Origin of the sequence: Aquimarina sp. AU474 (assembly GCF_900312815.1) — a bacterium.
GTDB lineage: Bacteria > Bacteroidota > Bacteroidia > Flavobacteriales > Flavobacteriaceae > Aquimarina.
On sequence record NZ_OMPE01000007.1, the window covers coordinates 466,759 to 482,549 of the forward strand.

General features: G+C 31.6%; 16 protein-coding genes. 7 read left to right on the forward strand and 9 right to left on the reverse strand.

The features are described 5' to 3' along the window. Positions 1 to 404 precede the first annotated feature (404 nt). On the forward strand, positions 405 to 761 hold the full coding sequence (locus DK508_RS08825) for a hypothetical protein (RefSeq protein WP_109300380.1): 357 nt from the start codon (positions 405 to 407) through the stop codon (positions 759 to 761). Positions 762 to 908: 147 nt separating this feature from the next. On the opposite strand, the gene DK508_RS08830 is transcribed toward DK508_RS08825, so the two are convergent. Both DK508_RS08830 and DK508_RS08835 read right to left on the reverse strand, forming a co-directional pair. Continuing rightward, entirely contained in the window at positions 909 to 1,196 is a 288-nt protein-coding gene (locus DK508_RS08830) for a hypothetical protein (RefSeq protein WP_160114625.1), read from the reverse strand. Positions 1,197 to 1,227: 31 nt separating this feature from the next. Continuing rightward, positions 1,228 to 1,575 (reverse strand): hypothetical protein, encoded by a 348-nt coding sequence (locus tag DK508_RS08835; protein WP_160114626.1) that lies wholly within the window; start codon positions 1,573 to 1,575, stop codon positions 1,228 to 1,230. A gap of 443 nt (positions 1,576 to 2,018) precedes the next feature. On the opposite strand from DK508_RS08835, the gene DK508_RS08840 reads away from it, so the two are divergent. From DK508_RS08840 to DK508_RS08850, 3 genes are read left to right on the forward strand one after another with little or no spacing between them, the layout of a single operon-like run. Further along, positions 2,019 to 2,600, forward strand: a complete 582-nt coding sequence (locus DK508_RS08840) for an RNA polymerase sigma factor (protein WP_109300383.1) — start codon at positions 2,019 to 2,021, stop codon at positions 2,598 to 2,600. After that, entirely contained in the window at positions 2,593 to 2,769 is a 177-nt protein-coding gene (locus DK508_RS21340; RefSeq protein WP_200831854.1) for a hypothetical protein, read from the forward strand. Before DK508_RS08840 ends, DK508_RS21340 begins: the two co-directional genes overlap by 8 nt. 25 nt (positions 2,770 to 2,794) lie before the next feature. Beyond that, a complete protein-coding gene (locus tag DK508_RS08850; protein ID WP_109300385.1) occupies positions 2,795 to 3,622 on the forward strand; it encodes a mechanosensitive ion channel domain-containing protein in 828 nt (275 codons plus the stop codon). 372 nt (positions 3,623 to 3,994) lie between these two features. On the opposite strand, the gene DK508_RS08855 is transcribed toward DK508_RS08850, so the two are convergent. The 7 genes from DK508_RS08855 to DK508_RS08885 all read right to left on the reverse strand — a co-directional run bounded on the left by DK508_RS08855 (position 3,995) and on the right by DK508_RS08885 (position 11,488). Then, positions 3,995 to 4,846, reverse strand: a complete 852-nt coding sequence (locus DK508_RS08855) for a T9SS type A sorting domain-containing protein (RefSeq protein WP_109300386.1) — start codon at positions 4,844 to 4,846, stop codon at positions 3,995 to 3,997. A 691-nt stretch (positions 4,847 to 5,537) separates the two neighbouring features. Next, positions 5,538 to 6,647 carry a WD40 repeat domain-containing protein gene (locus DK508_RS08860; RefSeq protein ID WP_109300387.1) on the reverse strand — a complete coding sequence of 370 codons (1,110 nt, stop codon included), beginning with the start codon at positions 6,645 to 6,647 and terminating at the stop codon, positions 5,538 to 5,540. A 428-nt stretch (positions 6,648 to 7,075) separates the two neighbouring features. Next, positions 7,076 to 7,939 carry a helix-turn-helix domain-containing protein gene (locus DK508_RS08865; protein ID WP_109300388.1) on the reverse strand — a complete coding sequence of 288 codons (864 nt, stop codon included), beginning with the start codon at positions 7,937 to 7,939 and terminating at the stop codon, positions 7,076 to 7,078. Positions 7,940 to 7,955: 16 nt separating this feature from the next. Next, the gene (locus DK508_RS08870) at positions 7,956 to 9,524 is read right to left on the reverse strand and encodes an HAD-IA family hydrolase (protein WP_109300389.1); all 1,569 of its coding nucleotides are present in this window, start codon (positions 9,522 to 9,524) and stop codon (positions 7,956 to 7,958) included. Positions 9,525 to 9,625: 101 nt separating this feature from the next. Then, entirely contained in the window at positions 9,626 to 10,495 is an 870-nt protein-coding gene (locus DK508_RS08875) for a polyprenyl synthetase family protein (protein WP_109300390.1), read from the reverse strand. A gap of 223 nt (positions 10,496 to 10,718) precedes the next feature. After that, a complete protein-coding gene (locus tag DK508_RS08880; RefSeq protein WP_109300391.1) occupies positions 10,719 to 11,111 on the reverse strand; it encodes a hypothetical protein in 393 nt (130 codons plus the stop codon). Beyond that, positions 11,108 to 11,488 (reverse strand): hypothetical protein, encoded by a 381-nt coding sequence (locus DK508_RS08885; RefSeq protein ID WP_109300392.1) that lies wholly within the window; start codon positions 11,486 to 11,488, stop codon positions 11,108 to 11,110. The genes DK508_RS08880 and DK508_RS08885 overlap by 4 nt, the downstream gene beginning before the upstream one ends. Positions 11,489 to 12,551: 1,063 nt before the next feature. On the opposite strand from DK508_RS08885, the gene DK508_RS08890 reads away from it, so the two are divergent. The 3 genes from DK508_RS08890 to DK508_RS08900 all read left to right on the forward strand — a co-directional run bounded on the left by DK508_RS08890 (position 12,552) and on the right by DK508_RS08900 (position 15,781). Continuing rightward, positions 12,552 to 13,358 carry a LytTR family DNA-binding domain-containing protein gene (locus DK508_RS08890; protein WP_109300393.1) on the forward strand — a complete coding sequence of 269 codons (807 nt, stop codon included), beginning with the start codon at positions 12,552 to 12,554 and terminating at the stop codon, positions 13,356 to 13,358. Between the two features lie 631 nt (positions 13,359 to 13,989). Beyond that, positions 13,990 to 15,171 (forward strand): DUF3440 domain-containing protein, encoded by a 1,182-nt coding sequence (locus DK508_RS08895; RefSeq protein ID WP_109300394.1) that lies wholly within the window; start codon positions 13,990 to 13,992, stop codon positions 15,169 to 15,171. Further along, positions 15,164 to 15,781 carry a ParB N-terminal domain-containing protein gene (locus tag DK508_RS08900; protein ID WP_160114627.1) on the forward strand — a complete coding sequence of 206 codons (618 nt, stop codon included), beginning with the start codon at positions 15,164 to 15,166 and terminating at the stop codon, positions 15,779 to 15,781. The genes DK508_RS08895 and DK508_RS08900 overlap by 8 nt, the downstream gene beginning before the upstream one ends. The last annotated feature ends 10 nt before the right edge of the window (positions 15,782 to 15,791 follow it).

A 15,791-nucleotide genomic window follows, 5' to 3' on the forward strand; every position in this document is an offset into this window, starting at 1 on the left:
GTTGTAATAAATATTTCTAAAAAAAAATCGGTTTTGATAACTTTAGAAGTCTCATTTTTTCTCGCAAACGTTTGAGTGTTGATATTTTGTTTTTTTTGCGTTAAAAAATTGAATACTACCTATATAAACCGTGGATATTTTATTGATTCCTAAGTTTATTTAGATTTAAAAACATATATAAATAATTCAGTTTTTTTAAAATCAAAATCATAAAACAAATAGAAATGATCATTGTTATTTTTTGATATTACATTCCAGATGATCACTTACCGAAAGGAAGAATTGATAACACTTAGGGCAAAAACTACATTTTTATGCAAAAGAATCTCCTCTACTTTTGTTGTATCAAATTATCATAAATAGATAATTGACAATAATATAGTTAACCTTAAAACATTATCAACATGGAAAATACAATTGAAAAAAATCTAAAACACATTCACGAATTATTAGCAAAGGGAGAATTTATAGAAGCTATGGATACTTATTTACATGATGATGTAGAATTAAAAGAAGCTAATGATACTCCTAAAAAAGGAAAAGCTTTTAATCTTAAGTTCGAACAAGATTTTATTGATAATCAACTTGCAGAATTCGTTAAATACGAAGTAAATAATTATGCGGTAAACGGGAATCACTCTTTTTATGATGCGGTTATGGAACTAAAACTAAAAGATGGAAGTACAATGCTTTCTGAGCAGACTGTGGTTACCGAGTGGAAAGATGAAAAAATTTATAGAGAACGTTATTATCACGCCTAAGAAATGCTTTAAGCATTCTCTAAAATCATAAAAACCAATTACAAAAGTAATTGGTTTTTTTGGTTAACAACTAAGAAACCTCAATCCTTAGATCTAACCGTGCTAAATTAAAAAAAGTGAAGTAAATTAAAACATGATACTTTGTTTTTACCAAATAGTATAAGGCACGGTTATCGTCCATAACTCAGTAACCTTTTTGATCGTATCTTTTACTTTTCCAGTTATATTTTCTTTATGAATATCTTCTATTAAAAATATATCCAAAATGGCATCATAATAGTGTTCAGTAAGCTCGTGTTCAAATTGATTTTCTGGTTTTATATCAAGAATTTCTGTTTCGGTTTGTGCTATACCAAAATTTTCTTTAAATATTTGAAGCACATTTTTCTTAACAATACGTTCCTTTTCTACAGTATTCATAAAGAATGATTTCATAATTAGAGCTTAGTCCTTTTTATCGGAGTAGTTAATTTTTAACTATGATATTTTCTTTTTTATCAATATCCATTAAAATCAATCTTTTCTTTACCTGAGAAACCTCTTTTCGATCTCCTACAATTTCAATTTTATCTTCTTCATAAGTAATCGTAAAATGAGCTCCTATATACTCCTTAGCAGTTAAGTCATATTTAGAAAGTACTTTTTTCGTAAGAATAGAAAACTCAAGTACTTTTCCATTTTTGGCATCAGTAAAATAAATTGCCTTATCAGATTGTCCATTATACGTAGCAACGGTTTCAATAATAGTCAAATCGGGCACACTAGTAAAACTTGTCATTACCACGGCTATCAAAATCAAAATTACCTTTTTCATTGTGTGAATTATTTATCGTTTTATTTTTTAGACACAGGATTTTACAAAAAGTCACTTCTTATATACTTATTTATCTCAGAAAAACATGTTTTGTTAAAAACAATGAATTAAAACATTGAAAATTAGAAAGTTTGGTATTTCATCGATTAACTATGAATCTAAGCCAAAAAAGCCTAATTAATTTGATCAAAAAAATTGAATTCTTGTAGATGTTTGACAACTTCGAATGAGTAAAAGATAAGTTTTGATTCATCAAAAGTTTTCGAAAAACTACTGATCGTAGTTCATAAGAAAATAAGCATTGTTTATTACGATACTTCGCAAATAATCTAACTCATTGTTTTTAAATCAAAAAAAACGGTTAGAACAAAAAACATTCTTAATAAGTGACTTATTTGTAATACTGGTGTCTCAATTATTGTACAACCATCTAACAACAAACCTTGGAGACTGACAATACATTCCGTAATCTAACCGATGAGGAACTTGTTGCACAAATTGTAAAAACGAAAAACTCGCTTCTATTCGAGATTTTATACGATCGATATAGCGGCCTGGTTTACAATAAGTGCTATGGTTTTGTCAAGACTGTAGATGAAACAAAAGATTTAACACAAGATATCTTTTTAAAACTATATGTAAAACTACCAAGCTTTAAAGGAACTTCTAAATTTTCGACCTGGTTATATGCGTTTACTTATAATTTGTGTGTCAATCATATTAATCGTAATACTGCAAAAAAAATAGAAAAAGAGAGTGTTCCTTTACATGAAGATAATCACTTAATGATAGAAACGGATGATTACAGTTTATTTCAATTAAAAGTAGATAAACTTCAAAAAGCATTAGAAATGGTATCGTCTGAAGATAAAATGATATTGCTATTAAAATATCAGGATGATCTATCTATCAAAGATTTATCGATCGTGTTAGAAATCGGAGAAAGCGCTGTAAAAATGCGTCTAAAAAGAGCAAAAGCAAGAATAATAGAAATATATAATGAAAAACTAAATGCTTATGGATAATCCATTCAAAAAACTGGGACATCCCCCACAACCTGTTCCTAAAGAATTAAAGAAAAAAGTAATGGAAGATGTAGCTGCATTTCAGTTTTTTATGGAATTGGCTGGTTTATTCTCGATAAACTATGCCAAAGCGACTGAAAGCTTCTTTAAAAGAAGGAATCGAGATTAAAACTAAATAACATACAAATATCATCATGGAAACAATTACCAACTGGAAGCAATTGACTTTTAATTCATTAAACGAAATGTTTAAAAATGTAATGGAAACCGTGCCTAATTTACTAGGTGCAATTTTCATTCTTTTAATAGGATGGTTAGTTACTAAGATTGTAGTATTTATCGTAAAAAGAATCCTGAAATTTGCCAAAATAGATAAACTCACAGAAGTAATTAATGAAAAAGATCTCTTTGGGAAAACAGATATAAAATTCAATATTACTAAAGTAATTACGGGGTTTATTAAATGGGTGATGTTCTTGGTATTCTTAATTGTGGCATCTGATATTATGAACTGGCAAATTGTATCTGTAGAAATCGGAAATTTGTTACGTTATCTACCTAAACTTTTTAGTGCTATTGCCTTATTTATGATTGGACTTTATGTAGCCAACTTTGTAAAAAAGTCAATCCATGGAGTATTTAAATCTTTTAACCTTAGCGGCTCTAAAGCTATTGGCAATATCGTATTTTATGCCATAACGATTATCATAACGGTAACCGCCTTAAATCAAGCTGGCATAGACACTAGTATTATCACCAACAACTTGACCATTATTCTTGGAGCATTTTTAATTGCATTTGCAATAGGTTTTGGACTTGGATCTAAAGAGATAATTGGTGATTTATTACGAACTTTTTATATGAGAAAAAGTTATGAAATAGGTCAAAAAATAAAGTATAACAATATTTACGGTACTATAGAATCCATAGATCACATAACGCTTATAGTTAAAACCGAAAAAGGAAAAGTAGTATTACCCATTAAGGAAATAGTAGAAAATCAAATAGAAATAGAAGATTAATAAAGTTTTTAGTTAATATACACTTCATGTGATGATGATATTCTTAAACCGAGATATCCTGATGCTTTACTAGTACTCGAGGGAAACATTGAAATTGGAAAATAAATCTAATGGGAAGATCCACTATTAATAGCAAGAATTAGATGAGCTATATAGTGATTTCAATGGTATACTTGTTAAAACACCAGGTATCTTAGTTAGAGCTAAACAAATAATTCATTTTGACAAAATTTTAACACTTTTGCTTAGTAGCTTAAGGACTTCTTTCAATAGCATTAGTTAAATATTTTACGGGATTGAGATATCCGTTTTTGTACTCATCAAAAAAAATAATTTACCATACTTTCCTTTTTTTATCTTCTTCTTTCATCTTTAAGCCTTATTTATAATTATTCTTTTAACTACTTTGGCTCCTGTTTTAGTTTCTATTTCTAGTATATACATCCCACTATATAAATCACTTACATCTATTTGCAAGATGCGTGAGGAATACAATTGAACACCTAGCGTATTGTATATATTTACTTCCTGTAACTCTTCACCGTCACATAACCGAATATGAATTTTATCTTGTGCTGGGTTGGGATAGACTGTAAAATCACAGGACTTATTAGTTTCATTTAAAGGCCGCACAACATTTACTGTGACGGATTTAAACGATACCCTACTATCATAGTTTTTATACAAAATTCTGTCATTTAAGGGAGCTATCAAATCCATTTCACCTCGGTAATCATCCCCAAACCAATTATCTTTAAAGGTTCTTGTCCTAACTTCAAAAATGAGAGGACTGCCAGGCTCTACTACTACAGTAGTATGATCTGGATGATCTAAAAAAGACCTAATCTTGATACCTTCCATTTTTTGGGGAATGGTTACCTGTTCCAATTGATTACAACCAAAAGCATTACTCCCAATACTTCTCACACTGTTTGGTATGATAACGCTCTCTACCAATTCTCCTTTTTGAAAAGCACTTGTACCGATATGAGTTAAGGTATATTCTGCACCATTATTAACTACTTTTTCGGGAATATTTACACTAGAAGCTGTACCCGTATAGTCCACAACCATCACTTCAGTCGAGGAGATAATTTCATATCTTATATCACCAACAGCAAAGCTTTGCCCATAAGTGACCATCATTAAAAGAAAAGAAAAAATAACGGGACTCCACTTATTTTTAGATTGTAATTGATTCCTCATAACTTCTTCGACATTCATTTTTGATACATTTTTTATTACTTAACAGCATTATCATTGCGAATAAATGATGCTTATTTATACCAATACTGTTACATATACAGGTATATGTTTCTATTAGGTGGTATGCGAGTTGTTCCCTAAACACCCCAATTCTTAATTAAACTTCTATCTATTTTCAATAACTAAGAATGTTATCGAAGCAACCTCCCCAATACAATTTAACATACCACCTTTAACTTTTATATTTAAGTATTTGCACATATATTAGAAATCTCTTTATGCTGTATATACTTACATGTCTTATGTTTGGTGTTGTTCTTTGCTTTTATATATTTCCCAAGTTGTGAATTGCAATGTAAACTAGGTTTACTACTCCAAATAAAATAACGATCATCTGCACAAATACAATAAAGTACAACAGATATAGATATGATAATTTTATTCTGTTAATTGGTTTTTGCAACGCTTTGAACAATGCCATTGTAAAGACATCTTTTTTTACCATCTTTTTTTCCATTTTTTTGATTTATTTATTTTACATATAATACATTTAGTGGTATACAGGTCGCTCTCCAAAGGATTTCAATCCAAACTCATTAAAACAATTTTCCATTATTATATTACTACCATATTTAAAGTAATACCAAAGGAGTTGAGGGAACGACGACCTACCTATACTCCCACCATATAGGCAACACATTTTTAACTTCTATATTTGAATATTTGTGTGTTGCCATAAATTGGAGCTCTTTTCAAATTTATACACACGGACATAGCTTAATACAGGCACTTGTTTATTCCTATTTCCCTCTTTTTCGAAGGCTCCTATAAGGGTAATAGTATTGTCATTACTCAAGCTCATATTATTAAAACCTGATAGATTATACCCTGCTATTTTATCATCTATATCTGCACCTTGTTGTACCCAGTTATTAGATTTATTGTGGTAAGTTCTCACACACCCGTACCTCTTCTCTTTACTAGTATTATATGAAGCTATTGCAATGGCAGCGCCATTATTAGACAAGCTGATATTCCATCCTGAAAAATTACCTGTTGGTAATCCAACGATGTCTTTACCTACCTGTTCCCAAAGCCCTGATAGGTTTTGATAAACACTTACATATCCCGATGAAATCCCACCCTGATGAGCTCCTATAGCGACCATTTGGCCATCACTCGACAAACTCACACTTGCTCCGAAATAATCTTGTGCGGCTTTTCCATTTATATCTTTACCTACCTGTGACCATTTTCCTGATATATTTCTGTACACACGTACATGGCCCGAATGTCTGCCATTACCATTATTAAGTACCGCTCCTATGGCCAGAGTAGTGCCGTCCTGAGATAAGCTTACACTATAACCAGACCAATCCCCTTGCATTTCGCCATCGATATCTCCTCCTACTTGTTGCCAAACTCCTGCATTACTTTTATACACACGTACATGTCCCGAATTTTTACCGTTACGCCCATTGTTACGCTTGGCTCCAATAGCTACCGTAGTACCGTTTCCTGATAAGCTCACACTGTAGCCCGACCAGTCCCCTATTGCTTCGCCATTGATATCATTTCCTATTTGATTCCAAATCCCCGTATCTTTTTTGTATATACGTACACTTCCTGATTTTGTACTGTTATAATTAGCTTGATATGTACCTACAGCCAAGACGGTTTCATCATCGGATAAGCTTACACTGTATTCTGATAAATCAACTACCGATTTGTTTGTATTTAAAGCTATTTGAGCCTGAGCATAGTTAGCTAAACTTAGTATCCCAAAAAGAATAACCGTATGTTTCTTCAGTTGTATCAATTCTTGTTAATTTTAAAGCGAAGATTCATCGTATTTAGCTATCCCAATAAAAAAAGTGCTGAAGTATGTTAAAATTGGGACTAAAAATTTATTTCATGGGACTTTAAAAAAAATTGAACAGTTTTAATGGGTTTTGAGATAGCTTATTTTGGTATTGATTTTCTTTAATGAGATCGCCATAATTTAACTTTGCTCATATTTTGTTGAAGATTTTACAAGAAGTTTCACCTAAGATGACCGTTCTTATAGAAAATCATCTATTGTACTAAAGGATTTTAAGGCTACTGCTAGTCAGAAGACAGCTATTTTCGGCTTAGAAATAATAGCGTTCGACATAATTAGAAAAGGAGCATTTTAATTGATGCTCCTTTTTTTTGTATATAGATACATAAATGTTCAAACTTGTTATATAACTACAAGAGGTAAGTTTATATTTTTTCCAGCTTAGCAAATCCAACCGTTTTTCTATAATTATCTGGTGAAACACCTACTTTCTTTTTAAAAAATCTGCTAAAATAAAATTCATCTTCATACCCCAAATTAGCAGCTATTTGCTTTACTGGTTTTGAGGTTAAATACAATTCTCTTTTGGCTGCTACTACAATTCTATGGGTTATTAAAGAAGTTAAGGTTTGGTTTAAATATTTCTTTACTATTCCTGCCAAAGTTCTAGAACTCATACATAGCATATCTGCATATTCTTGCGGGGTATGTAATCGAGCATAATTGCTTTCTATAGCATCTACCAAATTTTGTAAGATTTCGGATTGTCTATCTGTAAACTTAAGCACTGTATCTTTATCGAATTTCTTTTTCTGTCTTACAGCTTCAATAAGAAACACTTTTAAAAAAGCCACCAATACTTCATGTTGCGCAATCGAATCTTCATTCATTTCTCTAGAAATTTGCTTCATAAGACTAAAAAACAAAAACTCCTCTACTATTTTAAAAAAAGGTAAACCATGAAAATTACCAAAAAGCACCCCTTCTGTTTCTATTTCATTTTGATGGCGGTATGTACAAAAAAAATCCGGATGAAAATTTAATATAAATCCCGAGCATTCTTCTTCCGAACTCAACATAAATGGTTGGTAAGGTGACAAGCAAATGATATGATTTTCTTTGAGTTTATATTCTGAGAAATCTATTTTCAAATTAAAACTATTACTTCTCAATAGGATAATAGAATAATAATTTTTTCTTTGTAAGTGTCCAAACTGATCTAGGTTACTAAACTGTTCTAACCTAAATGCCAATTCATTATTTTGCTTATTAATAATCGTTTGTACCATAAAACTTAGTTTAGTCTTAACTCAATATATTTAAAGCTTCTAAGGCAAATGCCGTACTAAGTTCTCTACTTCCAAAATATGTATTAGACCTCGGTGCTATAAAAAGCCCATACACCGGCCAGCCCCCATCTGCTAGTTGCGAGTCTAATAATTTTAAAAAATCTATTCTATTCACAATTCCTAGTTTTTTTAACGCGATGATTCTTAATGCTCTTTCTAATGGAAACGTTGAACAATTTACCCGAGTTATAAGTATTTCAGTAAGCGGCTTATAAAATTTTTCAAATTTATCTGGGAAATCAACTACCAATCTGGAAAGAAAAAATAAAAAGACATCTGGCGCCGGGTAATATCGCGTACCTTTAAGGTATTCTTTATTAATTAAAAAATCGAAAACAAATGCCTCAGTTTCTTTTAACTCATTTCTTTCTCCGTACCCTATTTGGTGCATTAAATACAATACATTAATAGCAACTATAGCATCTATTCTTGGTCTATTGTCATCAAAATATACCTGGATAATACCTTCTTTATTTCTATTATTTATCATTTGTTCTGCCACAGGTATAATCTCCTCTTTATTAAACTTATTATGGTTTAACAGAAAAGATAACACCATGGATGTTGTATCTAAATCATCTGGAAAATTTTCTGGCCTAGCCTCATTTTTGTAAAAACACCAACGCAATTTGTTTTGCCCATTATGGTTTAGTATCTCATGGCACATGGATGCTATAATATCTTTTGGAAGTGAAGTGTAGGAGTGTAAAATGACCGCTGTAGAAAATATTTCTTTAGAAAAATCTTCGCCTCCTATTAACTGTACGTTGTTACTCACAAAACTCTTGCAAAAAGGAAATTTGCGTAGTCTAAAATTTAAATAGCTTTCTCCTAATATCTTCTTTTTATGTGCTTCTGGTGTTATATTTTTTAGAGATATAGACCAACCACTTTCTATGGCCGTATATTCAAAATTATCTTTATTATATTTTAAGGTGCTAATTCCAAAGTTTGCCGCTTCCCGCAGGTTTTCCAACTTATCATCTATAAAGAGGGTGCTTTTGGTATTTATTGAAGCACTTGAAATAATGTATTGAAAAATATCTGGGTTTGGTTTTCTAAGTTGTAACAAAGCTGACACGTATATCCCATCAAAATATTTCCAAAAATCAAAATGCCTATATAAGTAGGAGAAAGATTCTAAATCTACGTTTGAAAGGCAATATATTTGCTTATTCTTTTTATGTAGCACTCTTAGCATCTCTAACATGAGCGGATTTACTTTTAAACTAGCCACACTTAACTCGAGCATTTCTTTGAGCTTACCGCAAGGAGTTTCTAACTCACAGCTAAGTGCCGTAAGTGCAAATTCTTGATTAATCACATTTTTTTCTAAATCCTGCCAAATAGGATGTTTGACCATTTTTCGTACATCATCTATTCCTTTTGTCTCTGAAGTAAAATGAACAGAATCCCAATCTAAAAGGACATCGCCCAAGTCAAAAACAATAGTGTCATAACTATCTAATATTTGTGATAATTCTTGTAAGCTGGTAATGAGTTCTGGGGTTAAAACTTCTTTCATGTTATTTTGATTTATTGGTGAAACATTTGACGTGGAATCTATCTTAGCTTTTTGTTCCGAAAAAACAATATGTAAGATGAGTGTTTACTTTCGAGATGATATTAGCGCTTCCTCAGAACCGTAAATCTTGCAAGTTCTTCTAAGACGGCTACACTATCGTTTTCAAATTCATCCAAACTAGCTATAGCTTTTTCTGCTAATTTGTTGGCTTCGATTTGAGCATTTTCTACAGAACCAAAAAGGGAAGGATAGGTTAGCTTATTTTCATCTGCTTGTTCTCCTGCTGGTTTGCCCAATGATTCTGTTGTTTCGGTTCTACTAAGGATATCGTCTTTTGCTTGAAATGCAAGACCTAAATAATATCCATAATCCAATAGTTTATTTATTTTTTGTTCTGATAGTTTACTAGAAATGCACCCACCTAAAATGGCGATTTGAATTAAAGCACTTGTTTTACCCGAGTGTATAAATTGCAAGTGTTGTAATGACACCATATCGTCTGCCCATGATTCGGCATTTAAATCAGCACATTGCCCTTTATGCAACTGATTATTTAATTTTCGAAAAAGTTCTATATCCCGGCAATATTTATGAAATGGGTACAATCCTTCTTCAAAAAGTCTTGAGGCAGCCAAAGTAGCTGTGTTGACATCATATTTTAAATGACATGTTCGTGCGTTTCTTCTAACGGCATCATTGTCTTGAATATCGTCGATAATTAGGGTATAGGTGTGAATGAATTCTACTGCTTTGGCAAATTCAAACGCTTGCTGTTTATCACCATTAAACCCCTCTGATATCGCAAAAACTATCGCCGGTCTTATTCTTTTCCCACCATCTCCCAAATTTAGCATGTAATACATAGCTTCATTTGTAGATTCGAGTATATTCGTATCCGGAAATGCAATATCTCTAAAAGCAGTATCTATTTTTGTTTTAGTTCTTGTGAGAACATCCTGGAGTTTTTCCATGTTTCTATATAGGTTTTGCGAGCTGTAGATTGAAGGATTTTAGTTGGATTCAAACACTTCAATATCTAATTTTTAACGCAATACACTTCATATAAATTTTAGTGATCTCGTTAAACAATTATTAAAATATTTGCGCGATTTGTTAATGCATTAAAGTAGGATTCGAAAAAGTGAAGGTTTAAGAAATACCAGAAAAAATATCCATTGTAGTAAATTAATACAATTATTCCTTATCCTTAAATAAATAGCTATATTCAATCTTAATTTGAAAGGATAATAATGCTAAATAGATTACGAGTTCCTTTTCTTTATCATCAATTTCTGTAGAGTTTAAAATTTCTGTGATCTCTGCAGAAATCGTTGAAGCTTCTTTTTGAATATCAATCAATAAAAAATCTTGTCTATCCAGCAATTGCAAATAAAAAGCTCTCCTAAAGGCATTGTGCCAATTATGAACAGATAGTTTATCAAAAATCCGTTTTTCTATATACCTATGCCTCCTATTATCCTTAAACCGTAATTCTTTGGCAATTGCTTTTTTATCTACTCCTTGGTAAGTTAAACTCAAATAAGTTAATTCCTTATCACTAAGTAGTTTTGATAACGTATGCATCATTTTGAAGTAATTATCAAATGTTTTAAAGTAGATGTTACTGTATGATCAAAATCAAGCACTGTATCTTGAGAGAATTGATATCCATATGATATATCCTTAAAGTCCTTTATAATTTTTGATGCATATCCTAATGCTATTTTTTCTACCGTTGCATCCACATAATCTTGTTTCTTCAATATGCCAAGTTCAAATGCTTTTTGAATTAAAACTGTCCAATTTTTAGTCTTAAATTTCTTTTTTAAAGTACCTCTTACATAACTTAAATCTTCCTTTCTAAGGGAGAGAAAATCTGCAATGTATTGATCGTCGAAATTAAGAACCGACAATTTCAAAAAGTACTTTTCTATATTTGACAATGTGATTAAATTACCCTCCATAATTTATTTTTTTCTCAAAATCCTTATGAATTCAAAGATCAATTCTTAATCTAGATTATTCCAAAAAAAGTGCTGAAACTTATATAAACTGGGACGAAGAAAGATTGAAATGTGATTTTAAAAACACGAATCCAATAGAATATTATTGTGCTGCTTTTATACAGTATGCACGCACATTGTCCTTCAAACTATCACCAAGAGTGCCAACCTTTTAAGACAATGATAAAGATTAAGAATGGACAAACAATCTCTAAAATATATTTCTTTGATACGCTATCACTTTTAATGGATTGTTTGTCCCAATTTTAATTGATGTGAACACATTTTATAGTTCTGTCTTCTACTAAAGTCCCATTTTTGTTTTCAATAAACGTTTATCCAACCACAGGTATAGGCAGTGGAGTGATCGTGTAGATCCTAATCAACCATTGGTCCTATATATGGATAAGTATTTTGAGTTAGTTTCAGGTTTATTAACGGCGGCGGGAACTTACAACGACGGTTCCCGTCGTTTTTATTACTTCTCTTTTTTTAATACGTTTCAACAGCTTATCTGATTACATTTTGATTCTCAGCTCCCTCTTCAACAAAACGAAACTACCCATATTATTAACCTAACGTAACAATAGATGTTTAATCTCTAACCTATAAATACTTGTGAAAAACTGTTTTGTAAAGTCCCTTAAAACCATTTTTTAGTCCCCATTTTAACATGCTTAAACACATTTTTTTACAAGAATGGATAATTAGGATGAATATTAGCGTAGGCAAGCGAAACCCTTATTGAGGCTTTACATAAAATTATCCATGCTTAATAGATAATTATCCATGTTTTAGCATAAAGAATGAAAGTAGCTTTGTTTATAAATAATAACGATATGCGCGTTGTTATCTTGACACTAAGTTGGATAAGTCGACTATGATATTCTCACATAATGACCTCAATTTCCAACCTAGATAAGGGCAAGTTTACTTTTCACCTTAGCATGTATCTGTTAAGGTCTTAAAAAAGTAACAACCACATTTTTGAGCTTATAGTACAAAAAAGAAAATTTAAGATTTTATGACGAACAAAGTGGCAATTTTGGCGAAGGAAAAATCACAATGCACATCCTTGTTAGAAGATTTAAAGTTAAGTGGCGTAAGAAGAAGTGCGATTTTTTTTTCTTGGAAGGATATATGGTTATCAGAACAGAAAAGTGAATACGATTTTATATTAATCGACTATTACTTTTTTGATATGTTTAGAGATGATATTGTGATATATCACGTATTTCATAAATATAAATACAAAATAACTTTTTACAGTAATATTTCACAAAAGGTAAAAACTCCGGAAGGTAATGTAACCATTGATTTGTATAGAATTTTCTTTAGGCCTTTTGTTGATTTTAACAACCTGGTAAAAACAACTGCAAATAAAGAGGAGCTTGCAGGCATACTAGAGGATTCGATAGAGCCTATATCGAAAGCGGAGAAAATATCGCCTCAAAAAGAAACTTTTTTCTTAAAGGAAGGATATTCCCTAATCAAATTTAACTTGAAAGAGGTCCTATGCCTGGAGAGTGATCGTAATTATATTACCATATACCTAGCGAACAATGGAAAACACCTGATAAGAGAAACACTCCAATCCGTATCAGAAATTTTACCCAAGAATTTTTTAAGAATAAATAGGTCCGTAATCATCAATATAGACAAAGTCTATAAGGTAGTAGGCAATAGAGTTCATATTGATGGTTTAAATAGTTTTAGACCGCTAATAGCGAACAAATACAAATTAGACATTTCAAATGCAGTCCCTTTATTTAGTCAAAAACATACTGTGAATTGGAATTATGAGAAAAACGAAAAGAACTGTAAAATTTAAAAACTAATATCCCGACTAAAAAACGAATAAATAAAATATGAAGAAAACAACAAAAATCTTATTGCGCATTGCACTACTAATATCTCTTTTATATATCAGCATATGTATATACCTATTGTTTAGGACATAACCTAGGTTAATCATGAAGTTAGTACAAAAACAATATTTAATATCAATATAAACTAACCATCTCGAAGTTTCTTTAGCCAAAAATGATTTAAAATTTACCTAGATGAGGCAACTTTTTAAAAAGTGTAGTATAGCGGTAAGAAGGCAATGAAATTCGAGAGAATTTCAATCATTTCATCAGAATTAAAAAAAGTCAAGATGAATTTTATTCAATAAAAAAACTTAAAAATGAAACATTTCGCAGAAAAACTATATGCTTTATGTGCCTTGGCAGTCATAATGTTCATATGTACAGTATTATTTATAATATCATTATTCATGGAATAACTCTGGTTAATAAAATCAAAATAACAAAGTCTTCAAAATGATCTTTGAAATAATACAAATTTTACTAGGTACTGCTAATATCTTACAAACTAGTGTACCAATTTAAAAATCTAACATAGAAGAAAAATAACGATAAAAGAAGTAAATGATATTAAATAGTAGCACTATATAAAATATGCCTAAAAATTATAAAAAAGATAATGTTTATGTCGCGGCTAAAAAACGCATACAAGATATTTTTAATACGTTCCCAAAGGTATACATAGCCTTTAGTGGTGGAAAAGACAGTACTGTAATGTTACATATGGCACTTGAGGTAGCAAAGTCAGAAAACAGAATACCTCTTGATGTATTATTTGTCGATTTAGAGGGGCAATACGATACCACAATACGCCATATTGAAGAGGTGGCTCTATATTCAGAAGAAATTAATTTGCATTGGATTTGTTTGCCTTTAAATCTTAGAAACTCAGTTAGTGTTTTTCAACCCCATTGGCGCTGTTGGGATCCGGAACAATCCAACGTATGGATTCGTCCAATGCCGCAATACCCACAAGTAGTGTCAAATCCGGAGCAATATACTTTTTTTAAATATGGAATGGAATTTGAAGATTTTGTATACCAATGGGGGAATTGGTTTTCAAACGATGAAAGGTGCACTTGCCTATTGGGGATTCGGTCAGATGAGAGTTTAAACAGGTTCTTTTCTGTTACTAAACATGGTTGGCGTGGCAAAAACTGGCTAAGTAAAGCTTCAGATAATTTAGTGTTCTCCTACCCTATATACGATTGGCGCACCGAAGATATATGGCGTTATGTAGGGAAACAGAAAATACAGTATAATAAACTATATGATTATTTTTACTTATGCGGAATGTCCATTCACAAAATGCGTATTTGCCAACCATATGGTGATGATCAACGCCAAAGCCTTGTCTATTATCAGCAGATAGAACCTGATACTTGGAACAAGGTAGTGACACGAGTTCAAGGAGTTAATTTTGGAGCACTTTATAGCAAAACAGTGGTTTTAGGCAGAATAAAAGTGGTGTTACCTGAGGGACTTACCTGGAAAAGATACACCTATATCTTATTACAATCTATGCCAGCCATTACAAGAAAGCACTATGTCGAGAAAATAAACACCTTTCTCAAGTGGTGGAATAACAATGGATTTACTTTAGACCTCATCCCGGATCAAGGGAATCTAAAATTAGAAAATACAGGAAAGATGCCATCCTGGAGAAGAATATGCAAATGTATCATCAAAAACGATTGGTGGTGCCGTAGTTTGGGCTTTTGTCAAACTAAAAACACGTATAAGACCTTATATGCAAAAAAACAACATCATGAATAAGAGTGTAAAACAAGATATTGTAGACATCATAAAAGAAAGTGATTTCATTTTCGAGGATTATAAAAAGCAACTCATAAAAAAGATTGTGACTACTTTCAATCAACATAGAGAACCTATTTCAGAAGTGTTTTGGATCCCTATAAGTTCCATTTCACCAAATAGTTATAACCCCAATAAAATGGCCACTCCAGAAAAACGCCTTCTACTTAGTTCTATGTTGGATCATGGAATCACTCAACCCTTGTTGGTAGCGCCAGAAAAAAACCAACGGTATGAATTAATAGATGGGTATCATCGCTGGAGAATTATAAAAACAAACAAAGAGTTACGTGACAGGTTAAATCAAAATGTTCCTGTGGTAGTATTGAATATATCCAACAAAAACCAAATTGTAGCCGCAATTCGACACAACAGGGCACGAGGGCAGCATCAGGTAGGAGAAATAAGCGAAGTCGTAAAAATCCTATCAAACAGCGGATGGTCTCCAAGAAAAATTATGGATGCCTTGGGAATGGAGGCTGATGAAGTACTGCGGTTAAAACAGTTCAAAGGACTTGGGGAATTATTTAAAGATGAGGATTATTCGCCATCATGGTCATGGGAAGAATAGACAACCTTAA